This is a genomic window from Arthrobacter sp. MA-N2, assembly GCF_000517125.1.
Classification (GTDB): domain Bacteria; phylum Actinomycetota; class Actinomycetes; order Actinomycetales; family Micrococcaceae; genus Arthrobacter; species Arthrobacter methylotrophus.
In genome coordinates, this window is record NZ_KI912155.1 from 898,687 (window position 1) to 921,918 (window position 23,232).

Consider the following 23,232-nt stretch of genomic DNA (forward strand, 5'->3'; position numbering starts at 1 on the left):
CTTCTAAGTGGAAAACTCACCCCTGACTGGTTGTGTGGAGGACTTGTGTGCGGCGAAGCCGCGAAGCCGCCCCCTGAGCCACACTGCGGCCGGCTATCCCGCGGACGGAATCATTGCCAACAGCACCGGGACGACGCCTAGGCAAATGAAAGCGGGAAGGGAACACAGCCCCAATGGAATGACGAGTTTCACACCCAGTGCCGCGGCGCGCTTTTCCGCTGTCCGGAACTGTTCACGCCGCATACGCGCTGCCTGGGCGTAAAGGATTGCCGAGGATGGAGCGCCGGTCAGGGCGGCAAAGGCGAGGGCGTCTTTGAGCCTGCGCGCTTCAGAGCACTGCTGGCCTGCGCTCCGCCACGCCGTCTCCCAGTCCGTTCCGATATCCAAGGCCGCAACCACTGCTCCCAGCGAGCGGCTGAGCTGGGGGGCCGCACAACTGGAAATCAGTTCAAGTGATCGTGCGATTCCCGCGCCTGAATCGAGCATGACGGCCACTAGTTCAAGCATCATGGGCACATCGCGCAACCCTTCGTACATGTGAGGATTCCCGGCCGTCTTGGGGGCTCGGCCGCTGTCAACGCGATTCGGCGGGCCGTTGCCCCCGGAAGGGCCGCGAAGCATCCGTAGAGCTGTTCGCCGCCGGGCCTGTCCCGCACGGAGCAGTCCCAACACGGCGGCGGAGATCAACATCGAGGACACTGCGACGGCAGCGAGAGGCACATCCATCAGTGAACCCCAACCGCCGCGAGCACTAGTCGGGACGACCAGACTCTGCCGGCGACCGTCAGGACGATCCCGCCGACAAGCGCCGCCAATCCGACGCCATTGACCAAGAGGATGCCCCATGGATCCACTCCAAGCATCATGCCCAGCCCCAAGCCGAACACGGGCAACCACGTCAGGAGGCGCACCGTGGCTTTCGGGCCGGCCAAAGCGGTCTGCCGGGCACCATCGGCGTCGTCCTCGGCCTCAAGTTGGGCGGCGAATCGCGTCAGGACGTCCGCTAATGGGCAACCACTCGCCTCCGCAATGTCCAAGCATGCGGCAAGTTCTCCCCAAATTCGCCGTTCCGAGGGATTCCCGCCGATGAGGTCTTTCGCAGACGCTGTTCTGGTTGCTTCCGCGACTGACTCTCCGATCGCGGAGGCCGCCCGCGCCGCCGCGAGAAGCTGCACGGACCCAGCGGACAGTCTGGGCATGGCCGAACTCTTTCCTCGTGCGTTGGGCCCCTCGGAGTCCGGATCCTTATCGCTGTCTCCATGCACCAGCCACAACTCTTCCCAAAGCCTGGACGGCGAACGTCCGCCCCGGAGAAGTGCTGCCAACTGCTGCACGAGCACAGTGAGTGGCAGGGCATCCACGCGAACGCGTCTCCACGGCATCACCCTTGCGGGCGCAGCCGGAGGTGTAGGTGTAGGTGTCAGGGCGTGTACTACCCGGTTGCCAAGTCGCCTGAACGGTTGGAATATCACCCACGCCGCAGCGGCCAGGACAAGCATCAAAACCGCGGTCACCGGACGGTCCCCGAGTAATTCGAACGGTCAATCCGCCCCTCCGATTCGGGCCGTTCCGTCAGCCCGGGCAAGAGCCCTGGGTCCAGCCCAAGTCGCGCTGCGAGATCCTTCCAAGCCCTGGCGGCAACGGCGCCGCCTCGCCGCAGCTCTATGGCAGGAAGGACGGATTGGCCCGATGCGTCGTCCACCAACAGTCCAATGCACGACACTTTTCTGCCTGCGGCGGTCCGCTCGACGTGGATCACTACGTCCAATGCCGTTGAAAGCTGCAGTTGGACCGCTTCCCTGCTCAAGCCTGCAAGCGCGCCTAAGGCAACGAGCCTGGCCGGGACAGCGGAGGCCGTATTTGCATGGATGGTGCCGCCACCGCCTGTATGACCGGTATTGAGTGCCGTCAACAGCTCGCGGACTTCGGCACCGCGGCATTCTCCCACGATGAGCCGGTCCGGACGCATGCGGAGCGCTTGCCGCACGAGTTCACCGAGGTCGAGCGCACCCCCGCCCTCAAGGTTTCCGTGTCTGGACTCCAGAGACACAACGTGCGGGTGCACAGGATTCAGTTCCGAGGCATCTTCAATCAGGACCAGGCGTTCCGTGGGATCACTCAATCCGAGCATCGTGGACAGGAGCGTAGTCTTCCCGGAACCAGTGGCACCGCTGATCAGGAAGCTCAGCCTCCGGTCCACTACGGCCTGAAGCACATGCTGCACGTGTGGCGCAAACATGCCTCCCTCGCGCAGCTCGTCCATGGAGAAAACTTCCTCACGCCGGATCCGCACGGACAACAAGGTTCCGGCGGTGGAGATCGGAGGCAACACCGCGTGGACCCGGTATCCACCGTCGAGCCGGACATCAACGCACGGCGAACCATCGTCCAAACGGCGCCCGCCGGCCGCCACAAGCCGGGAGGCCAGTGCCCGGACTTGAGGTTCGCCGTCGAAGTGCAGCTGTGCCCGTTCCAATCCTTTGCCGCGATCGAACCACACAGAGTCCGGGCCATTCACGAAGATGTCCGTCACGGAAGGATCCCGCGCAAGTTGTTGGAGCGGTCCCAACCCGCTCAGCTCAGCGCTGATCGATTCGACGGCGGCGAGCGCACCGGCGGTTCCGAGCAGTCGGCCCGTGGCATGCACGGCGGCGGCCACCCGCGACGGCGTGACCGGTCCGGCATCGGCCATGACCGTTTCCCGAACAGTCTCAAGGAGTGCGGCATCCAGGCGCTGGCCCCTGCGCCGGGGGCCCTCGCTGCGGAAGCCGGGGGCAATCATGCTGCTCCGTCGAGAAGTTGCAGCACGGCTCTGGCAAAGCGGCGGACGGCCTTCCGCTTCCCGAATTCGAGCAGGCGTCCGAGCTCGGCTGCGGCTGCGGTTCCGCGGATCTCAGGGAGCACGCCGCCGAGTGGCAGCCCAAGTGATTCGGCGATGAGGGGTCCGTCCAGGGCCGAACCCGCATTTCCGCGGATCACCAGGGCAGTGTCCACGGGTGGCAACTCCTGGAGGAGCCTGGCCGCAGCGACTGCGGCGCGGAGCTGGGCCGGTGCCACGAGAAGAATTCTGTCGCAGTCCCAGGCGAAGCTCGCGAGTGATTCCGATCCGCGGCCAATGTCGACGATGACCAGCTCGAAGCCCCGTCTTGAAGCATCCAGGACAGCCGCAACGGCACCGGGTTCTACGTCCAGTGACGGCTCGCGGCTACCCGGCCAAGACAAGAAGGAGAATCCTCCCGCTGCGGGGAGTGAGTCGCTTAGCTGCCCGGAACCGATGCTACCGCTGGCGCCTGCAAGATCAGGCCAGCGAAGGCCAGGTGCATCCTCGGCTGCCAAACAAAGCTCCAGGCCGCCTCCCCTGGGATCGCCATCAACCAACAGGGTCCCTACCCCGTGGGCGGCCGCTTCCTGGGCCAGCCAAACGGCAGCCGTGGAGGCGCCTGCACCGCCGCATCCTCCCATCACGCCAAGCACCAGCCCTCCGGGTTCGGGGGCATGGGATCTGCTGAGGTGTTCCGCCAGCCAAGCTGCAGCTTCGGGCAAGACCGCCACGCGTTCGGCCCCCAATGCCGCCCCTAATTGCCACAAAGAGTCCCCTTCCCCGTCGAGGCCCAGCAAGACCGAAGGCGGACGACGACGGGGCGGGAGTTCACGGATGTCACTGCCAAGAAGCACCATCCCGGCGGTGTCCCACATGGATCGGGCACCGGCCGAATCCACCGAAGTCCGGAGACTGACGCCGACCGCGGCAGCGATCCTTTCTATGTCGGCATGCAACCGCACGTTGTCCGTCACCAGCAGCACTTCGGCGGAATCGACGGGCAGCCACGGCTCGGCTGCCGCTGTGCTGGGGTCCGGATCCGGATCCGGACGTAGATCCCGGCCTGGATCCGGACCGCGTGCAGAGGCAATGCCGGGCCGGTGGCGTCCGCGTTGGAGTCCCGACGCGTCATGCATGCCCCGCCGCCCTGCGCGTGCGCGGGAACCAACACCGGCCTGCAATCCGGCGCGAGCACCGCCCCCCTCCCGGACGCCGCCGCTGTCGCCACCACTGCCGCCACTCGGTTCGATATGTTGCCCGCTCATGAAACCACTGTTTCCGGTTCGCGGCGAGGATTGAAGAACGGTAGTTGCGTATGTGGACAAGCAGCCGGAATAGCTGCTGTGGAGGACAAGTGTGCGCCGCAAGGAAGCTTCGCGGACGGAGGCTGTCCGCAAAGTACCGGATTTCCCGCAGTCACAGGGCAGAATTATCAGCATGTACCTGCTGCTCGCCACCCACCCAGACGGCGTAGCCATTCAGGAAAGCAGCCCGGCTGGAGTAGCCGTGGCCGAGCCTCGCGTGATAAGACGAGGCGATCTTGCCGGCGTCGTCAGCGGGCTGGAAGAGAGCCGGCCGCGCTGGGTCTGGAACCGGACCCAGGATTGGTACCCGGCAATGCTCCAGGCAGGAGTGGAGCTGGAACGTTGCCACGACCTCACGCTCTGCCGCGCCATCCTGGTGCATTCGGAGTTCACGGCGCACACGGACTACGCCCGCAGCGCGGAAAAGCTCACCCAGGACGATGACATTGCACGGATCCTTCAGCCTCCCCCCGCCCCTGCCTCTGCCGGGCAAGGCGCGCTCTTTGACGATCTTGGCAGGCGCAGCACGGAGCGCGGACTGGACGAGATCCGCGCCGAATTCGCGGCACAGCAACACGCGCTCGGCCAGGCAACAAGGGAGGGAGGCCGGCAGCACCGCTTGAAACTGCTGCTGGCCGCGGAATCCGCCGGCGCCATGATCGCGGCTGAAATGCAGTTGACGGGCGTGCCGTGGCAGGAGATCCTCCACGAAGAAATACTGGAAGGCCACCTGGGTCCCCGTCCGCCAGCAGGCCACCGGCCAGCCAGGCTCGAGGCGCTATGCAACGAGCTCCGGGAGATCCTCCACGCTCCCAGGCTGAACCCGGACTCACCCCAGGACCTCATGCGTGCCCTGCATCGGAACGGCATCGAGGTGAAAACAACCCGCCAATGGGAGCTCAAGGAATCAACGCATCCGGCCATCGGGCCCCTGCTGGAATACAAGAAACTCTCCCGCTTGTTCAGCGCCAACGGCTGGTCCTGGCTGGACGCTTGGGTCAGCGAAGGCCGGTTTCGTCCCGAGTATGTGGTGGGCGGCGTGGTGTCCGGCCGTTGGGCTTCCAGGGGTGGCGGGGCGCTGCAGATCCCGCGCCAGATCCGGGGCGCAGTGCACGCGGACCCCGGGCACAAATTGATCGTTGCCGACGCCTCCCAGCTTGAACCGAGGGTTCTGGTGGCACTGGCCCAAGACTCCAAGATGGCCGAGGCGGCCCGGGACAAGGACTTGTACGCCGGCATCGCCGCGCAGGGATTCGGCGGCGACCGCTCGAAGGCCAAGATCGCCCTGCTAGGTGCAATTTACGGCGCCACAACAGGCGAATCCGGGCGGCTCATGCCTCAGTTGACCCGTACTTATCCGCGAGCTGTCGGCTTCGTTGAGCAGGCTGCCCGCGACGGCGAAGCCGGCCGCACCGTGACCTCGAGGTTGGGCCGCAGCAGCCCGCCGCCGTCGGAACGTTGGATCCGCAGCCAGCAATCCACGACGGCGGAAGAACAGCGGCGCGCGGACAGCATCGCCCGATCGCGAGGACGTTTCACGCGGAACTTTGTGGTGCAGGGTTCAGCGGCGGACTGGGCGTCGTGCTGGCTGGCCGAACTTCGACGGCGGCTGCGGGCCATGGATGGGGGCGCAACGCCGGCCGGGGAACTGGTGTTCTTCCTGCACGACGAAGTCATGGTGCACGCGCCGACCGAGTCGGTGGACGCCTGCATCCGTGCCATCGAGGAGGCCGCGGCTGCCGCGAAGGAGCTGTTGTTCGGGCGGGTTCCAGTGGAATTTCCGGTGAGCATCGCCGTCGTCGATTCTTACGACAAGGCGAAGTAAGCACAGCTATTGTCCCCGGAACCGCAGCGGAGGACGATTGCCCCGTGGGAAGCAAAGATAGGGCGCCGTTGGCTGTGTACATCGCCTTCCAGCTAACGGAGGTAGAAGGCCAGTTACCCCTGATCGCAACGGCTGACCCGGAAGCAGTGCACAACGCCAGGCTTGCCCTTCGCCGCCTCCGTTCAGTGCTTAGCTGCTATCGCGGCATGATCCCGGGACTGCCCAAACCGGTCCGCCAGGAAGTCAGATGGCTGGCGACTTCACTCGGCGAGTCCCGGGATGCCTTTGTCCTGGCGCAGAGGATACGCCTTTCCCTTGAAGCGAAGGATTCCTGGAAAGCTCCTGAGGCGGTGCGCCGGGCCCTTGAGGAACTGGAATCGTCCAGCGCCCGGCTGGCAGCTGCCCTTGGTGGAGGCAAGCGCAGCAAGCGGACGCTGCGGGCTGCAAGGGCAGCGCTGCTGGAAGTCCCCGCTGCCAAGGAATACAGGCACCCGACGGCGGATCTCGCGGAGCGCCTCCAGGCGCGGTGGGAGCAGTTGCAGCACAGCCTCGCGGAGGAGGCGGCAAGCGGCGACCCGGACGTGCGCAATGCTGCGCTCCACCAAGCGCGCAAGGACGTCAAGTGTCTCCGATATTCGGTGGAGGCAATTGCGGACACGTTCAGCCACCATGCTTCCGGAGTGATCCAGCCGGCCATTGGCCTGCAACGGTTGTTGGGCGAGCAGCACGACGCCGTCGTAGCTGGCGCCTGGATCAGGGAACTGGCAAAAGCCCCAGGGATCGACGCGGAAGATTCCCAGAGGCTGGAGTCAATGGAAGTCCGGCGGCGGCTCAACGCGGAGGAAGATTTCAAGGTGGCCATGGCAGAGTATCCCGTGCCGGCTCCGAGGCGCGCGCTGATCTATTGAAGTCCGGAACCATAGCTGCGAGCTGGGCCGAAAGCGAGTCATTCTGCGGAAAGGACGCTGCCATGACCCTGTCAGGTAACTTACCCTAAAGTAACTTCTGCCTTCCCCTTCCTTCTGGTTAGTCTCGACTATGGCGTTCAACATGAGGAACGCCGTAATGCAACGACCCGCTCATTAAGCGATGCAGTATCAAGGGGGAACATCAACGATGGCTGGACGATTCGAAATTCTCAAAGACGGCGAAGACGGTTACCGTTTCCGGCTGACGGCAGCCGACGGAACACTCGTGGCGGAATCGCCCCGATTCAAGCACCTCAAGGCAGTAGTCGCCGGCATCAACGCCGTTCGGGAAAATGCCGCCACGGCACTCGTCGTAGACCACTCGAAAACAGCCCGAAGTGCGGCGTAGGGCAGGCGGCGGCGCATGAGGCTACATCTCGATCTCGAGCAATCTCTCCGTGTCCCAGGGAACTGTCCACCCCAAGGCGTCGAAAAGGCCACTGAGCACCATCCCGGTGAAGCCCCAGACCACTAGTCCGTTGACCATGAAGACGGGGCTCGAGAAGGTCCGGCCCAGTCGCGTGAGCGTTCCTGTGTAACGGTTGTCCGGGCCCAGGAGCTCCCGCACCGGAACCCGGAAAACTTGCGCGGATTCCCCGTAGTCCACAACCCTCACGGGCGACGGCGAAGCCCACCAAGCCAACACCGGGGTGACCACGAAGTTGCTGCGTATCAGGCCGAGTTCGGGCATGACACCCAGCACCTGCACGCCTCCACTTTCCAGGCCTGTCTCCTCGACCGCCTCCCTAAGAGCTGCCGCTACGGCTGACTCATCCCCTGGATCGATGCTTCCGCCAGGGAATGCCACCTGCCCGGGATGGTCGTCCAGTGTGTGCGCGCGTTCCAGAAGCAACACGTCCAGGTCCGCCGGGGCCACCGGCCTGCCGGATCGGGCGGGGACGTCCTCCAAGACCCCGAAGAGCATGAGCACGGCAGCTTTTCTTGCCTTGTCCGGATCCACCATTGCAGCGGCAATCCGCGGATCAGGGCCGGGATGCAGCCCGGAATCAATCCTGGTGATGAGACTGACGAGATCCTCAAGTGCGGTCATCCCGGCCTCCTTTGTGATTCCATCCGAATCTCGGCCGCGCGGTGGGTCTCGGCGAGAAGCTGTGCCCGCAGCGCTTCCTTGCCCGGCGCCAATTCGTATTTGAGCAACTTGGCAGCTTTGACGGGATCGGTCTCGCCGTCGCCGTAGCTGGGGCACCAATCGGCCACTGGACATGCGCCGCACGCTGGCCTGCGCGCATGACAGACCCTGCGTCCGTGGAAAACCACTCGGTGGGACAGCATGGTCCAATCCTTCGGCTCGAACAATTCCGCGACGTCAAACTCGATCTTCACCGGATCCTCGGACGTCGTCCAAGCAAACCTGCGCGCCAACCTGCCAAAATGCGTATCCACCGTGATTCCTGGAACACCGAAGGCGTTTCCCAGTACGACGTTTGCCGTTTTGCGCCCGACGCCGGGGAGCGTCACCAGATCTTCCAAGCGACCGGGGACCTCGCCGTCGAACTCGTCGACTAAGCGCGTGCTGAGCGCCAGGACGTTTTTGGCCTTGGCGCGGAAGAAGCCAGTCGGCTGCAGGATCGTCTCCAGCTCGGCGGGGTCGGCCTCGGCCATGCTCCGGGCATCCGGATAGCGGGCGAACAAGATCTTGGTGACCTGGTTGACCAGCACATCCGTGGTCTGCGCGGACAGGACTGTGGCTACAAGCAGTTCGAACGGGTTCCTGAAATCAAGCTCAGCGTGGGCGTAAGGATAAAGCTCCGCAAGGGCCTTGTTGATTCTGCGCGCCCGCCGCTTCAAAGCCAGCGGGGTTTCGACGACGGTGACCATAGCCTGCCTGGCTAGCCGCGTTCAATCTGGCTGAGATCGCGCAGAACGCCCACTTTGCCGTCAGCATCCTGCACGAGGAATTCTTCGCCCCGGTCCTCGAGGGCAAGGACCCACCCGCCCGGTTCTATGGTGAAAGCGGGCGCACCGCTGTGCTCGTCGACCGCGACGCGGGAATGCGCCACAGCGAACCAGAATGCCTCGTAGTCAGCGCCGTGTTCGGATTCGTCCCTCCGGGTGGCCGGATCAACGGTGGCGCCGATCGGCTGATACACCCGGGCCTGGTCAACCGTGCCGATGTGCTGGGTGGCGGGACCGGCTCCGGTGTCGGCTCCTCCGACGATCGGCGTGGCCATGGTGGCAGCTGGCATGTGCCGTGGCTCCTCGGGAGTGGCGGCCTGTGCGGCCTGCTCGGCATCAGCCGCAGCGGCGGTGTGCCCAGCGGGCACGGAGGATTCGACGGCGGGCTCAGCGGCTACGACGTCGTGGTCCCCGGCGGGCGAGGCAGGTTCCGGAGCAGCGATGGTAGCGGCTGGGCGGACCGTGACCTCTGCCTTCGGGGCGTCCGGTTCCGGCTTGGCTGCCTTCGGCACGGCAGGCTTACGGGTCGGGATGGCCGATTCCCGGGCCACGAGATGTGCGGGACGTTCGGCCCGGTCCTTGAAATCCTCGCGGAGAATCGGCAAGTGCGGAGCCAGGACCGTCGCAACCAGCAGGCCCGCTGAGCCGATCAGGCCCGCCAGCGCGAGCACGGTAAACGCGCCAGCTGTGGACAGGAAGAAGAGGGCGACGGCGAAAGACGCCACGACGGATGCGAACTGGTCAATCGAGAGCGAACCGATCCTCACAACAGTCCCCGGTTGCAGGCGCCGTGCAACGAACAAGGAGCTGACAACCAAGGGAAGGATGATGCCTAGTGCAAGGAAGAACAGGTTATTCAAGTTCCATAGGTTGTAGAGCCCGCCAAACATCGGCAAAAGGGACCCGACAAACATCAGCAAGGTGGAACCGAAAACGGTCAGGTCCCGGACAGTGAACGGGCCCAGTACGGCTTGGTACATCGGGGAGGTCTTGCTGCCGGGCTCTGGCGCCCCGGAGCCAGCTGTTGCTTCGGAGGCCGAGCCGGGCGGCTGCGCGCCGTTCTTCGGACCTAGGCTCGTCTGGTTCATGTGCAAATCTCCTTAGTGCGGCGGTGTTCCGGACGCTGCCACCCAAGGCTGCATCGGTGTTTTCCGTGCCCGGCTGGGGGCTGGTTTTCGCGTCTCGAGACCTCTTCAGCCTATGTCACCCGCCTGACAGTCCACTAGTTGGCAGCTGCGTGGCGGCCGGGACGCAGAGTCTCAATTTCTCCATGTGACGGAGAACCCAAGAGCCACCGGCGCCGTTCGGCGCGAATCAACCGCCCTTCGCGGTCCAAAATGTGACCGCAGGCACTTGTTCTCAACGCAAAACGCTAAGGTGGGTTCCGGTAAAGCTCATTGCGGAACCTATGAGGCGCCGCGGCCCAATGTCGTGCATTATTCGCGCATTGGGCAGGGCGGTCCCGCCACCGGACCCCCGAGCAGCAGAGATCGATGAATGATGAGGTTCACATGTCCCAGGACGCCAATGGATCAACGACCGCCGCTGCACTCGCATCCGACGGGACAGGCAACGGAGATGCCCTTGCAAACCTCTTGCAAGAACACCGGAAGTTCGCGCCCACGGCGGAGTTCACTGCGAACGCGGTGGTCGGCGCGGCGGAATACACAGAGGCCGCTGCGGACCGGCCCGCCTTCTGGGCAAAGCAGGCCCGGGAACTGCTGGACTGGGAGACGGTCTTCACTGAGGCCCTGGACTGGTCCGAGCCGCCGTTCGCGAAGTGGTTCGTCGGCGGGGAAGTCAATGCCGCGTACAACGCCCTGGACCGGCACGTGGCGAACGGGCTCGGTGACCGGGTGGCCATCCATTTCGAGGGTGAACCCGGTGACACCCGCAGCTACACGTATGCGCAGCTAACCGAAGAGGTCAAGAAAGCCGCGAATGCCTTCGAATCCCTGGGCGTGGCCAAGGGCGACCGGGTCGCCGTGTACCTGCCCATGATCCCGGAAGCGGTGATCACCATGCTGGCGTGTGCCCGGATCGGTGCCGTGCACTCGGTGGTGTTCGGCGGTTTCTCCGCCGACGCGCTGCGCTCCAGGATCGATGACGCCCAGGCCAAGCTCGTGGTCACCGCCGACGGCACCTACCGGCGCGGGAAGCCCAGCCCCCTCAAGCCCGCCGTGGACCAGGCACTGACCGCCCCGGGCCACACCGTGGAGAACGTGGTGGTCGTCAAGCGCAACGGCCAGGACGTGGACTGGCACAACGGCCGGGACCAGTGGTGGGAGGACACGGTCGGGGCCGCCTCCGGTGAGCACACCGCCGTCGGGCACGATTCCGAGCACCCGCTCTTCATCCTGTACACCTCCGGGACCACGGGCAAGCCCAAGGGCATCCTGCACACCACCGGCGGGTACCTCACCCAGACCGCCTACACCCACAAAGCCGTCTTCGACCTGCACCCGGCGACCGATGTGTTCTGGTGCACAGCCGACGTCGGATGGGTCACCGGCCACTCCTACGTCGCCTACGCGCCCCTGGTCAACGGCGCCACCCAGGTCATGTACGAAGGCACCCCGGACTCCCCGCACCAGGGCCGCTGGTGGGAAATCGTGGAAAAGTACAAGGTCTCCATCCTCTACACCGCCCCCACCGCGATCCGTACCTTCATGAAATGGGGCAAGGACATCCCTGCCGGGTACGATCTGTCCTCCATCCGGGTCCTGGGCTCGGTGGGTGAGCCCATCAACCCCGAAGCGTGGATGTGGTACCGGGAGGTCATCGGCTCCAACGCCGGCAAGAACGGGGAAAAGAAGGAGCACCCGGCCCCGATCGTGGACACCTGGTGGCAGACCGAAACCGGTGCCCAGATGATCGCACCCCTGCCCGGGGTCACCGCGACCAAGCCAGGCTCGGCGCAGGTTCCGCTGCCGGGCATCGCGATCGACGTCGTGGACGAGGCCGGCGAGCCTGTCCCGGACGGGCACGGCGGCTACCTCGTGGTCCGCGAACCGTGGCCCGCGATGCTGCGCGGCATCTGGGGGGACCCGGAACGGTTCAAGGAGACCTACTGGTCGCGTTTCGAAGGCATGTACTTCGCCGGCGACGGTGCCAAGAAAGACGAAGACGGGGACATCTGGCTGCTGGGCCGGGTCGATGACGTGATGAACATTTCCGGGCACCGGCTCTCCACCACCGAAATCGAGTCCGCGCTCGTGTCGCATCCCTGGGTCGCCGAAGCCGCCGTCGTCGGAGCCTCCGACGAAACCACCGGCCAGGCGGTCGTCGCGTTCGTGATCCTGCGCGAATCCGCCACGTCGGGACAGAACAGCGACGACGACATCGTCACCACCCTGCGCAACCACGTCGGCAAGGAAATCGGGCCCATCGCCAAACCCAAGCACATCCTCGTGGTCCCCGAACTGCCCAAAACCCGCTCCGGGAAAATCATGCGCCGCCTCCTCAAAGACGTCGCGGAAGGCCGCGAAGCAGGCGACGCTACCACCCTCTCCGACCCCACGATCATGGCCCAGATCGCGGAGTCACTGAAGAAGTAGGCTCCGGGCCCGGCAAGCACAAAGGTGGCGGTTCTCTTCCCGGAGGACCGCCACCCGCGTCTTTGTTGGTCCTCAACGGCAAAACGCTGTCCTTGGATTCCTTCAGTTATGACGGGATCAAGGGCCCGTTCGAGGCTGCCCCGCCGGCTAAAGCACCATACAAAGGCCAACGGTGTCCCGCCAATGCGCCGTTCCCCCTATTCAGTGGGCGGCCGGCCCGTGGACAGTCCTGCAATGACGGGCTGAAGATACTTCTCATTCAGCCACTCGTAGGTGTTCCGGTTCTGCAGTCGAATGAGCGCAGTCCCGGACGAAGGGAGCGAGTTGGAAGCCTCGCTTTCCAAGGGGATTACTTCTGCGAGCAGCTGGGCGCCCGGGAGCGTGAATGGCGCTATCGCGTTCAGGGGTACCGTTCTCGTGGAGACTTTCGTTTCCCTCACCTTCAGCGATCCGATCTTCCGCGTGTTTATGAGACCGGATCCATAAACGTCAACTACCTGCCCGGCATCGAGATGAGGGACTGATGAATTTGCCTCGAAGACGACGCCGGTGCCTCCCGCATCGTTGACGAAACCTGCCTCAATAGCGGCAGGTATCTGTATGTAGGCCCCGGACACGGCAACGCCGGTTAGAAGCAAAACGGACACCGCCAGGATTCGTTTTCTTGACCCCGGCCGGTCCCAGCCTTCCCTAACGATGCTGAGGTATCCGGCAGCTACGCGTGCGGCGACGAGGGCGACGACGAGCAGTGCTGTTCCGGCTCCCCAGATGCCGAACCTGGCAATCACGTCAAGCCAGAGCGACAAGACGGTGACGATCAGGTACGCCGGGAAAAGCATGCAAAGCAGACCATAAATCTTAAACCTTCGAAGCGGAGGTAGTTCATCTTTCGAGGAATGGCCAAAGAGCACTCTGGAGATAAGACGGCGGGCGTCCCGCAGTGCTTTGTCGCGTAAGTGGCTGATGTCAAGGTAGGACATCAGTGCGATGTAGCCGTCAAGCTTGACGAAGGGGATCAGATTGATGACCTCTGAGGTGTACCCCAAGACGGCGTAAACGAGCAGACCGGCTTTGACTTCGGGGACGCTCGCCGCAAGGGAAAAGAGGCTGGCGGTTCCCGCAAGGACGCCCTGGGTGACGATACCGGCCAAGGCGATGGACACCCTTTTCCATTTCGAATCCAGTCGCCAGCCATCAGAAACGTCACAGAAGAATGCGGGGGTGAGGTAAAAAAGCATGAACCCGATCTGGCGGGGTTTCCCGCCGAAGGCTGCAAGGGTTGCACCGTGTCCCATCTCGTGGAGCATTGTGGAGAGCATCATCGCCGACGCAACCGCCAAGTACGTGGAGAGTGGCAGCGGTGTTGTCAAAGCCGCCCAAACGTCCCCGGCGGAGACGGCAAGGATCGTCGCTCCTAAAAGGATGATGAGGCCGTAAACAACAAGCAATGGGGTCGAGACGAGCCATTCCAGGGTGCGTCTGATGCGGTGCAGGAAGGGGGCCGGGCTGAAGAACCCGATCTGCAACGTCAGTGGCGGAACGAAGCGAATCCGCGGTGGCTTCTTTCGTCCTTGCGTTCCGTCCTCGATAAGTCCTTTGGCAGCGAAGGATTCGAGTGCCTGGTCGACGGCTTCGGAGGTCCATCGGCGCCCGGTCTGCTGCGTCAGCTGCGCCGGAAGCTCCTGCCGCGTCCGAATACCGTCAAGAAAGTTCAGCAACGCCGCGATATCGGCTGAAATCCGGAAGATTCGCCCACTGGGATCGGCGACGGTCCATTCTTGTCCTGACGCTTCTATTTCCAGGCCCTTTCGCAAGCGCGGAGCAAGGGTGCCAGAAGCTGCAGTGGGCTGAGTGTCTGCCAATCTATGTGAGGCCTTTCTTCATTGTCACGAAGTGCCCGCCTGGGCGGAGGGTGAGAAGCCAAACGACGAGCGCGATGCCAGCGGGCGGCACCTCAAGGAGGCCCGCGACGCCCCCTCGACTGAGAACCAGAGGTCCTTTACTACATCGCTGCTGCCAAGGCCTTTGGAAAAGTCGGCGAATTGCATCATGTTGACCACCATGAGAGAGTCCCCCTTTCGGTTTGGCAGGCTCATCCCTGGACGGCCGGATGGCGCGGACGAGGTAGGGCAAGACAACTGAGCTGCCCCACCTCGCCCTTGCTTAGGCTTGAAACCCGTACTTAGGCTTCAGATCAGATCAGGTCAGGACAAGGACGGCCGCCCCAACGAGGCTTATTCCGGCGCCTACTCCCGAAACGAATCCGGCCGCGGTGTTCCAGAATTCGGGAGCTTCGAGCTGTTCCAGCTCGTCGATCGCCAGGTCCGGTGAGACAGTTGGAGCATCCATCAGTTCAACCATGTTCGACATCCGTTTCTGTATTTGTTCTTCCGTTGATGAGATCAGTGCAGTGATTCGTCGATTAGGTCAGGGCAACAATGGCTGCCGCAACGCCGATCGCTGAAATAGTCGAAGCGATGCCGGCGGTGAATCCGGCCCAGATATCGGGAGCTTCCATCGTCTCCAGCTCTGCGATATTCAGATCCAGGTTAGTCATGTCCATGTTTTTCCTCCTTTCGATGGGTCTCGCGGGTCGCGCCGGTTGCGCGTCCCCCGCTTTATTCGCGCACGGCACCGACGGCTTCCGTGAGGAAGGCCTCGGTGTCCGCTGAAGTCAAGCCCTGCATCGTCGGAAGGCCGCCTCCCCAGGCGCGCGAAATCTGTTGGGAAATGCGATGAATGTCTTGAGTGCCAATGGACAAGGACCTGGTGAGGTCCCATCGCGACAGAGCATTTTCCAGGGCTGCGGTTGGACCTGCAGCCGGGCTCACATTGGTATGTGGGAGTGCATGACCGACGTCCGATAAGCGGGCGGCGAATCCGAACCGTTTGTCTCCGGACTCCACTCGGCGCCAGTATGCCGGCAATATCGCCGCAACCGCTTCCATCTTCGACAGCCCTACCGCCGTGGAGAGCTCCGTCGCAATGATCCAGGGGAGCGTGCCATAGGAATTGCGGCCAAGGCTGGCCCACCCGGTCTGCGAAAAGGAACTCAGCTCGGCTACTTCCTGACGCACCTCGGCCGCGCGGATGCCGGGGCTGCCCTGCAATCGTAGATGTTGCACCTCGTCTGCGGCCTGTGCCAGTGCCCGTATGGTGGCTAAGGCAAGTGTGTCCGAGGATCGCCTCGGCGTGCCGGTCAGGACAAACGGGGTGGCAAGCCGGAAAATGGCCTCAAATGTGCCGGACAGCACCAAATGCATGGGGAGCGATGCAGTCAATCCGGAGTTCAGAAGGACGGCATCCGCCCGGAGCTGACGGCCGGAAACCAGCCGCTTCCGCGATCCGTCGGAGATGCAGGCGTTCATTCCCGACTCTGAGCCGGTGCCCAGCGTTGTGGGCACCAAACCGAGGGCGGACCTCGGAACAGGTTCGTCTCGGAGCATCAGGTGACCGGCACGTGTCCGGGACATGAGGGTGAGGCGGTGGCCTGGGTCCCAGAACGGCGGCAACAGCTTGGCTGTGTCCATTGCAGCCCCGCCACCTATGCCCAGCACAACATCCACCGGACCGGAGCTCTCAGCTGTCGAAAGCAGAGCGGCTTCATCCGCCGCGGGGCCAACGCACAGCAAATCGGCTGTCCCCCGCAGCAAGTCTAGAAACCGTAGTCCGTCGGGGGACCGGGTGACGGCGGCGTCAACAACAGCCAGCACCGGACGACGCGGGCGGGCTCGGGTCGCGTCGCCCAGCCAATTGACGAAATCCGCGGGGGCAGTGAACACCGACGGCCCTGATCGCACGGTGCGCACGGTGCTAATCATGACTTACGCCTACCGCAGCGAATTCGGATAGGCCGCCAGCAATTGATTCGAAGAGCTCTCTGACCTCAACCTCTGAATAGGTCAGAGACGGGATCAGTTGGATGCCCCCCGGCCCGGGGTAGACGCTCGCTCCGGCCCTCCGGATGCTTTGGAGCAGGAAAGAAGTTTCCTTCCCCGTGATCGGTACCCCCTCTGCACCGATCACTTCCAGAGCCCGGAAACATCCTTGGCCCCGATGCGCGGTGACAGACCTGTTTGAGGCAGTCAGAGCATTGAGCGCGGAATCGAGTTGCCTGGCGACTCTCACACCGTTTTCGAGAGCGTCCAAACGCATGAATTCGGACAAGGTCGCGAGGATCGCCGCTGCCGTTGCTGGTGTTCCTGCTTGGGTCTCGCCATGGGTGAACACGCTTCCGGAAGCCACAAACAGCTCGGCGATGTCCGCAGACGTCAGTACCGCGGCGGCGGCGCACGAGCCGTTTGTGAGTCCTTTTGATGTGATCAGGACGTCGGGTCCCTGGGACCATCTTGTGGAGGCGAACATCGGACCGGTTCGTCCGAACCCCGTGGCAACCTCGTCCGCAACAATGATGAACCCGTACTTTTCCCGGAAACGGAACAGCTCATCGAGGAAATCGGTCGGCACGGGATACGCCCCGGTCCCCAACACAGGCTCGACAACGACCGCCGCGATACGGTTGCCTTGCAGGGCCATGAGTTCCGAGAGTTCATCTCCGGATTCGCATCCGACATGGCGAATCAGTTTTTGGTCGACGCCATAAATGCGTTGCCCAAGATCTTCGCCTGTCAGCGAGAAACTGCCGTAGGTCAGGCCGTGATAGCTGCCCCGTAAAGCCACAATCAATTGCTTTTCGGGAAACTGTCGGAGGATCTGAGTCTGCCTGACCAGTTTCATGACCAAGTCATTGGCAGCGCTCCCGGAAGTTGAGTAGATAACACGGGCGAAGAGGTCCTCGCCTGCTGCACCCAACAGCGCAGCCGCCGCCTCTTCGGCGTGCGCGTTCCATTGCCTGAACAACGTCGAGTATGAACACTCCAGGAGCGCCCCGTGAACTGCTTCAGCAATCGCAGGGTTGCCGTAGCCCAGATTTACGTTCCATAGGCCGCTTGTTGCGCAGAGCACGTCGTCACCGTTACCGAAACGGATCCTGTGCCCGAAAGCAGACACTACTCCCGAGGAAGGGAGGTTGGTTTCCGTCAGCGGCTGGAGCGAAGTCCAGACCGCGCTAGGCAGGGTGTCCGACTTCCAGGATGACGATCTCGTGGGCTGCACCTGGTGTCTTCACCGGGTGGGTTCTGATGACTTCCAGTTCATTTGCCTGGAGCTCTGTCATCAATTGATCCGGCGGCAGGACCCGGACGGCGGTGGTAAAGACGTCCACGGGGGCACCCGGAGTGATTACTTCCGGGATCAGGGTGATCGCACGGATGCTTCGATCGGCCGCTATGTATTCATGGAGGCAGTAGGCGGTTCCAGCGGAATCGAGGACCTGTTGCAGATTCTCGATGGGAGTCCCTGGGGTGGCAAGATCGGTGTCCCCTTCCGCCACTGTGGTCGAGAGGAAGAAGCGACCGTCGGCAGACAACACCGATCCCATGTGGCGGAATAGCCTGCCTCTTGCGGTCGAATCAAGGAGCGACACGGTGACACAACCGAAGATGACGGTGTTGAACCGGCGTCCGGGATCGAAGTCGCAAATGTCACCTTCGATCATTGTGAGATTGCCCCGCAGATGCGCATGGCTTGAATCCAGCCGGTCCGACAAGATGGCTAGCATCGAGGGGGAGAGGTCGACGGCGGTCACCTGCCTCCCCAGGGCGAGGAGAGCCAGCGTAAAACGTCCGGCCCCGCAGGCCAATTCAAGGATCGGCCCGGTAGTTTGGCGGGCGATTGCGATCATCTCCCGAAGCTCATGGCCGTCCTGGAGTGCGATCGCATCATAAAGCTTTGCCCCGAGGGGAGAATAGATGTCGTGAACAATAACGTCGGGAACGTTCTTCAAGGCAACGCGGGCACGGCCGTTGATGGCCTCAGGGAGCGCTTCCATTAGAGCCCCACAGGTTCGACAAAGCCATCCCGGATGCCTTTGTCGCTGAACGATTCCTCGATCTGCCGTATAGAAGCCGCCGCCAACGATTCCGAACAGCCGAGGATTCGTGCCGCCGTTTCAGATACATCCGAACCCACCGTAAGCATTATGTCGGCGAGCTTGGCGGCATCAGAACCCAGACTGTACGTCCTCGATGAGGCGGTGTCGTGCAAATGAGCCACGCCCCCGTTGAAGAGGAGCAGCAACCGTGAGGTCTGACGTTTGTCACCAAGCCCGTCCAGCTCTTCGACAAGATGTCCGCCGAAACCGGATACCCGCATCCCCTGAAAGCCCCGGACCTGGGCATGTCGGAGAGCATCTGCCGCCGACAGGTAGCGGCTGATCCAAGGCCGGCCGGAGACCTCCGGGCGTTGCCGAACTTCAGTCATCCTAGCCGCCCAGCGTTCGGACCAGTTCGGATTGGGCTCTTCCAGATTCCCTAAAGGGAGGCCCGCAGGCGAGGTGAACACTTCCCCGGAGCTGGCGATAAAGGCATTACTGACCACCGCAGTATCTGGAACGAAACCCAGAGTTGGCATGTCACCCAAAAGGGATTTGGGGTGGCATAATGCGAGCGGGAACTTCCCGGACGAGTGTGCTGTGTCTGCATCACGGATGAACGCTGCTCTATCGACATCATTGTCCGCACGCAGAATCGTCGGACCACCAATGGGAACAAACTCGGAAACAGCGTAGGACTGCTGCTGGACGTAAAAGTCCTCACCGATTATAATGTCAGCGTCCGGGTCCTTGAAGTCGCCGAGGTAATGGAATTGCTGCCATCGAGGTACAGTCGGAGGAGGCCGATTCCCTTGCGGTGCGAAAAGCACCACATCCTGCGCCTTTAAATCGTGGTCGGCCAGCTTGCCGATCAGCGCTGAATCTTCCGAGACCATGACGAGTTCAGATGCTTTTGACGCATCCGCACCCCGGGCCCATGACATTATTTTGACGGCTATTGACCGTGTGTCCCCATTCACAGACCCGAAGCTAACAAGCTTTCGAGGGCAAAGCCAGAGCTAACTGCCCGGGCGCAGCTAAACATCCGATGTCTTCTGAGCGTCAACGATAAGTCGACGTTTGTCGAGAAGGCCTGTTGCCTCACGTCAATACCTCCGGGAAGGTTGATTCGTTGCCTCATGTGAAAACCTCCGGCTGGTGTGGTTCCATCGTTCGTTCACAGCGGGTTTGATCGGTGCCGGTTGTTTGGCGGTGGCGATGGCTTCAAGCCGGCCGGTGAGGGCCAGTATCTGCCGTGAGAGCGCGGCCGGCCTGATCTTCTTGTATTGGGCGTTCATGCGGATCACGGGCATCCGTGCCACGGCGGGGTCTGCTACGGCGCGCCTGTGCGGGGTCGTCGCCCGGTCGTGGGTTTTGCTGACCTTGGCTCCGTGGCGGACCTTGGCGATGAGCTTTTGCTGGGGCAGCAGGTAGTTGGTGAAAATCCGGTCCAGCTCCCAGATCTCGTTGAGGAGCTCCAGTTCCGCGGCGGTGTCATAGCGCAGGTAGCCGACAAGCTCACGGACCCTGGACCAGTTCTTCTGTTCGACGTGGGCGCCGTCGTTCTTGTTGCTCGGGCGGGACCGGGTGAAGGTGATGCGGTGCTCGAGGCAGAACTCGAAGAGTTCGTTGTTGATGAACTCACTGCCGTTGTCCGAATCGATGCCGATGACGGGAAAAGGGAAGACCGCCAGGACGTGCCGCAGGGCCGCGAAGACGTGCTTCTGTGCCTTGTTCGGCACGGACCGGTTCACCGTCCACCCGGTAGCGATATCGGTGACCGTGAGGGTGAAGCAGTACTGCCCGGACGCGGCGCCGCCCTCGTGGCCGACCAGATCGATCTCGACGAAACCCGGCACAGCGTTGTCCCACTGGGCCCAGGTGCGGATCGGGATCTGGGACTTCAGCAAAGATCCGGGCTTGGTATGGGACCGGCCATGCGGCAGGAGCTTCGCCCGCTGACCGGCCAGCCGCCGGTCAATGGTCGCCGCACTCATGCGGGCGAGCATCGCTGCCTGCCCGTCGGTAATGTCCAGGACCTTCTCTGCCCGCAGCATCGGCACGAGATCCGGCAGCATGGGGGCCAGCAGCTTGCCCGCAGGGCCCCGTAGCACCGCCCAGCACAGCACGAGACCGTCCTGCAGGTCGGCCCCATACACCGGGGCGCGTCCCGGCCTGACGGGCCGTGGCCGCGGCGGATCGAGCGCATGCCGCAAAACCGCCCGCGCATGGTCCCGGTGCCAGCCGGTCAGCTCGACAAGCTCATCCAGGATCCGCCCCTTCCTGGCCCGGTCACCGGCCCGGTAGGACTCGGCCAGGTGCTTCGTCACGGCTTTGCGTTCACCCATCGTCAATCCCATCCCTCAAGGATCTCCGCGGCCACCCTTCCCGGACCTTTTCCCATGAGGCAACGTATGCGGCTACGCGGAGGTTTTTTATGAGTCAACGCGGAAGGTCCGCTGTGCGAGGCTCTCGAACGTCTTTATGCTTGTCGCTAGCGGATTGCCGACCGACCGTCAGGGACGTTAGCGGGGGTCCTCTCCGAGCCGTCGAATCGGGCGGACCCTTTTCCTCGTTGACTGTCTCCAGGACCCGGCCTGCGCCGCAAAGTTCGCCGCCGGCCTGAGCAAAGGCGAGGCCCGGAACACCCTCGCCCGGACATTGTTCTTCAACCGGCTCGGCGAAATCCGTGACCGCTCCTTCGAACAGCTAAATGCACTCCACCCTGAGACTGAAGCGATCCCAATCGCAGCTTGGCAGATATAACAGATGTAGAAGATTCACTCCGCTCATGGCCGGCCTCACCGTCAGTTCCAATAAAGGAGAACAACGTATGACCATGGACTACATCGTCGACAAGCTGGGCGGACGGATCGCGTTCGGCGGCGACTACAACCCCGAACAATGGCCCGAAGAGGTCTGGAAACACGACGTGGCCCTCATGAAGGAAGCAGGAGTGAACCTAGTGAGTGTCGGCATCTTCAGTTGGGCCCTCCTGGAGCCCGAAGAAGGCCGGTACGAGTTCGGCTGGCTGGACAGAATCCTCAAGCTGCTCCACAGCAACGGCATCAGCGTGGATCTCGCGAATGCGAGTGCTTCTCCCCCGCCGTGGTTCAGCCGCAAGTACCCCGATTCACTACCGGTGAATGCCGACGGCGTCCGGCAAAGTTACGGTTCGCGCCAGGCCTTCGCGGCGTGCTCGCCGGACTATCGCCGGGCCGCAGCAGCACTGACGACGGCGATCGTGCAGCGCTACGCGGGGCACCCCGCCGTCGTGATGTGGCATGTCCACAACGAGTACGGCTGCCACAACCAACCGGATTTCGGCCCTCATGCGGAGCGCGGCTTCCAGGAATGGCTCCAGGACAGATACGGGAACCTGGACGCGCTTAACGAGGCCTGGGGCACGGCTTTCTGGTCCCAGCATTACTACGACTGGGCAGAGATCCTGCCGCCGCGCCGATCGGGAACGTGGGTGAACCCCACGCAGCAACTGGATTTCGCGAGGTTTTCCTCCGATGCCCTCCTTGAATGCTTCAATGCGGAGGCAGACATCATCAGGGCACATTCGAAACACCCCGTGACCACCAATTTCATGGGGTTCAACATGGGTTTGAACGCTCCCGTGGATTACTGGCGCTGGTCCGGACAGATGGACGTCGTGTCCAATGACCACTACTTGATTGCGGCCGACGAGCGGAACTTCCAAGACCTGGCCATGACGGCGGACCTCACCCGCGGCTGGGCACAGGGCAAACCGTGGCTGCTGATGGAACACTCCACCTCTGCAGTCAACTGGCAGCCCCGCAACCTTGCCAAAGCGCCGGGCGAAATGCTGCGCAATTCCCTGCAGCACGTGGCCCGCGGAACCGACGGCGTGCTGTTCTTCCAATGGCGTGCCTCCCGCGCCGGGGCCGAAAAATACCACTCCGGACTGGTCCCCCACGCTGGCCGAGACAGCAAAGTCTGGCGCGAAGTGGTGGAGCTGGGCCGTGTCCTCGAGAGCATTTCGGAGGTGGCAGGCTCCACGGTCCGGGCCGAAGCCTGCATCATCCACGACACTGATGCACGTTGGGGCACCGAACTGGACTCGCACCCCAGCGAGGACGCCCGGAACATCCCCGAAACGCGGCGCTGGCACGACGCGCTCTTCCGGGCGGGCGTCACCACGGACATCCGGCAAAGCACCGATGACCTTGCCAGCTACAAATTGGTGATCGCGCCGATGCTGTACCTGGTCACGGATGAGGGCGCCGCAAAGCTCCACGAGTATGTGGAAACCGGCGGCACCCTGGTGATCACCTATTTCTCCGGGATCGTTGACGAGAACGACCACATCAGGATGGCCCCCGTCAACGGGGGCGGCTACCCGGGGGCCTTCTCCGGACTGTTGGGCGTCAGCATGGAAGAATTCTGCCCCTTGCGTTCCGGAGATTCCGTGGGCTTGAGCCGCTTCGGCCCCGGGACGGTCTGGAGCGAGCTGGGGAAGGCAACCGGGGCGGAGGTTCTTGCCACGTTCGACGGCCAGACGCGAAGTGGTGGTTCCGGCGTCGGGCGCTCCGGGGTCGGCGGCTCGCCGGCCGTGACGCGCCGGGCCGGATCGAACGGTCAGGGTGCCGCATACTACGTGGCCACCAGTTTGGGCCGTGCGGGGCTGGCCGAACTGCTCCAGCTCCTCTGCTCCGACGCCGGGGTGGAGCCGGTCTTGGGCATTCGGCCGCCGGACGACGTCGAAATCGTCCGCCGGAGCAACGGTACCAAGGAATGGACTTTCGTGATCAACCACAGTGCGCACGGCGTCGAGGTGCCGCTCGACGGCGTCGAGCTCCTGAGCGGAACGCCCACCGGAGGTACGCTGAACCTTACTGCCGGAGGGGTCGCGGTCGTCGCCACTCCCGCTTAGCCACC

Annotated in this window: 20 protein-coding genes and 1 pseudogene; 6 read left to right on the forward strand and 15 right to left on the reverse strand. The window is 63.2% G+C overall.

Annotation, left to right across the window (positions count from 1 at the left end; all coding sequences use genetic code 11):
• Window positions 1–93: 93 nt before the first annotated feature.
• From A3M3_RS0104685 to ssd, 4 genes are read right to left on the reverse strand one after another with little or no spacing between them, the layout of a single operon-like run.
• Entirely contained in the window at window positions 94–726 is a 633-nt protein-coding gene (locus A3M3_RS0104685) for a type II secretion system F family protein (RefSeq protein ID WP_028265376.1), read from the reverse strand.
• Window positions 726–1,514, reverse strand: a complete 789-nt coding sequence (locus tag A3M3_RS0104690; RefSeq protein ID WP_028265377.1) for a hypothetical protein — start codon at window positions 1,512–1,514, stop codon at window positions 726–728. The genes A3M3_RS0104685 and A3M3_RS0104690 overlap by 1 nt, the downstream gene beginning before the upstream one ends.
• Window positions 1,511–2,782: a TadA family conjugal transfer-associated ATPase gene (locus A3M3_RS23770; protein ID WP_051422931.1), complete on the reverse strand. Its 1,272-nt coding sequence runs from the start codon at window positions 2,780–2,782 to the stop codon at window positions 1,511–1,513. Before A3M3_RS23770 ends, A3M3_RS0104690 begins: the two co-directional genes overlap by 4 nt.
• Window positions 2,779–4,086, reverse strand: a complete 1,308-nt coding sequence (gene ssd / locus A3M3_RS23775) for a septum site-determining protein Ssd (RefSeq protein WP_081736686.1) — start codon at window positions 4,084–4,086, stop codon at window positions 2,779–2,781. The genes A3M3_RS23770 and ssd overlap by 4 nt, the downstream gene beginning before the upstream one ends.
• 172 nt (window positions 4,087–4,258) lie before the next feature.
• Between ssd and A3M3_RS0104705 the strand changes: the two genes are divergently transcribed.
• From A3M3_RS0104705 to A3M3_RS0104715, 3 genes are all read left to right on the forward strand, one after another.
• Window positions 4,259–5,950, forward strand: a complete 1,692-nt coding sequence (locus A3M3_RS0104705; protein ID WP_028265378.1) for a bifunctional 3'-5' exonuclease/DNA polymerase — start codon at window positions 4,259–4,261, stop codon at window positions 5,948–5,950.
• Between the two features lie 44 nt (window positions 5,951–5,994).
• Window positions 5,995–6,858 (forward strand): CHAD domain-containing protein, encoded by an 864-nt coding sequence (locus A3M3_RS0104710; protein ID WP_197023116.1) that lies wholly within the window; start codon window positions 5,995–5,997, stop codon window positions 6,856–6,858.
• A gap of 208 nt (window positions 6,859–7,066) precedes the next feature.
• Window positions 7,067–7,267 carry a YegP family protein gene (locus tag A3M3_RS0104715; protein WP_035741362.1) on the forward strand — a complete coding sequence of 67 codons (201 nt, stop codon included), beginning with the start codon at window positions 7,067–7,069 and terminating at the stop codon, window positions 7,265–7,267.
• A 21-nt stretch (window positions 7,268–7,288) separates the two neighbouring features.
• On the opposite strand, the gene A3M3_RS0104720 is transcribed toward A3M3_RS0104715, so the two are convergent.
• Genes A3M3_RS0104720 through A3M3_RS0104730 form a run of 3 tightly spaced genes read right to left on the reverse strand, consistent with a single transcriptional unit; the run spans window position 7,289 to window position 9,923 of the window.
• Window positions 7,289–7,969: an NUDIX hydrolase gene (locus tag A3M3_RS0104720; RefSeq protein WP_028265381.1), complete on the reverse strand. Its 681-nt coding sequence runs from the start codon at window positions 7,967–7,969 to the stop codon at window positions 7,289–7,291.
• Window positions 7,966–8,757: an endonuclease III gene (nth, locus tag A3M3_RS0104725; RefSeq protein WP_028265382.1), complete on the reverse strand. Its 792-nt coding sequence runs from the start codon at window positions 8,755–8,757 to the stop codon at window positions 7,966–7,968. The genes A3M3_RS0104720 and nth overlap by 4 nt, the downstream gene beginning before the upstream one ends.
• 11 nt (window positions 8,758–8,768) lie before the next feature.
• Window positions 8,769–9,923, reverse strand: coding sequence for a hypothetical protein (locus A3M3_RS0104730; protein WP_028265383.1), 1,155 nt, complete (start codon window positions 9,921–9,923; stop codon window positions 8,769–8,771).
• A gap of 423 nt (window positions 9,924–10,346) precedes the next feature.
• Here A3M3_RS0104730 and acs point away from each other — a divergent pair, with 423 nt between their 5' ends.
• Window positions 10,347–12,392 carry an acetate--CoA ligase gene (gene acs, locus A3M3_RS0104735; RefSeq protein WP_028265384.1) on the forward strand — a complete coding sequence of 682 codons (2,046 nt, stop codon included), beginning with the start codon at window positions 10,347–10,349 and terminating at the stop codon, window positions 12,390–12,392.
• 197 nt (window positions 12,393–12,589) lie between these two features.
• On the opposite strand, the gene mpaP is transcribed toward acs, so the two are convergent.
• The 8 genes from mpaP to A3M3_RS0104780 form a co-directional block, all read right to left on the reverse strand.
• The gene (mpaP, locus tag A3M3_RS26850; RefSeq protein WP_051422932.1) at window positions 12,590–14,254 is read right to left on the reverse strand and encodes a daptide biosynthesis intramembrane metalloprotease; all 1,665 of its coding nucleotides are present in this window, start codon (window positions 14,252–14,254) and stop codon (window positions 12,590–12,592) included.
• A 337-nt stretch (window positions 14,255–14,591) separates the two neighbouring features.
• Window positions 14,592–14,741 carry a hypothetical protein gene (locus A3M3_RS27860; protein WP_155854285.1) on the reverse strand — a complete coding sequence of 50 codons (150 nt, stop codon included), beginning with the start codon at window positions 14,739–14,741 and terminating at the stop codon, window positions 14,592–14,594.
• A 73-nt stretch (window positions 14,742–14,814) separates the two neighbouring features.
• Entirely contained in the window at window positions 14,815–14,955 is a 141-nt protein-coding gene (locus A3M3_RS28405) for a hypothetical protein (protein ID WP_197023117.1), read from the reverse strand.
• A 55-nt stretch (window positions 14,956–15,010) separates the two neighbouring features.
• Window positions 15,011–16,213 carry a daptide-type RiPP biosynthesis dehydogenase gene (gene mpaC / locus A3M3_RS0104760; protein WP_081736688.1) on the reverse strand — a complete coding sequence of 401 codons (1,203 nt, stop codon included), beginning with the start codon at window positions 16,211–16,213 and terminating at the stop codon, window positions 15,011–15,013.
• Window positions 16,206–17,507, reverse strand: a complete 1,302-nt coding sequence (gene mpaD / locus A3M3_RS0104765; RefSeq protein WP_331280356.1) for a daptide-type RiPP biosynthesis aminotransferase — start codon at window positions 17,505–17,507, stop codon at window positions 16,206–16,208. The genes mpaC and mpaD overlap by 8 nt, the downstream gene beginning before the upstream one ends.
• Window positions 17,461–18,282: a daptide-type RiPP biosynthesis methyltransferase gene (gene mpaM, locus A3M3_RS23785; RefSeq protein ID WP_051422933.1), complete on the reverse strand. Its 822-nt coding sequence runs from the start codon at window positions 18,280–18,282 to the stop codon at window positions 17,461–17,463. Before mpaM ends, mpaD begins: the two co-directional genes overlap by 47 nt.
• Window positions 18,282–19,268, reverse strand: a complete 987-nt coding sequence (mpaB, locus tag A3M3_RS0104775; protein WP_331280371.1) for a daptide biosynthesis RiPP recognition protein — start codon at window positions 19,266–19,268, stop codon at window positions 18,282–18,284. The genes mpaM and mpaB overlap by 1 nt, the downstream gene beginning before the upstream one ends.
• A 162-nt stretch (window positions 19,269–19,430) precedes the next feature.
• On the reverse strand, window positions 19,431–20,672 hold the full coding sequence (locus tag A3M3_RS0104780) for an integrase catalytic domain-containing protein (protein WP_081736879.1): 1,242 nt from the start codon (window positions 20,670–20,672) through the stop codon (window positions 19,431–19,433).
• A 202-nt stretch (window positions 20,673–20,874) separates the two neighbouring features.
• On the opposite strand from A3M3_RS0104780, the pseudogene A3M3_RS27275 reads away from it, so the two are divergent.
• Window positions 20,875–21,033 (forward strand): annotated as a pseudogene (locus A3M3_RS27275) (Tn3 family transposase); the annotation flags it as partial.
• 124 nt (window positions 21,034–21,157) lie between these two features.
• Window positions 21,158–23,227 (forward strand): beta-galactosidase, encoded by a 2,070-nt coding sequence (locus A3M3_RS0104785; protein WP_155854286.1) that lies wholly within the window; start codon window positions 21,158–21,160, stop codon window positions 23,225–23,227.
• Window positions 23,228–23,232 lie beyond the last annotated feature (5 nt).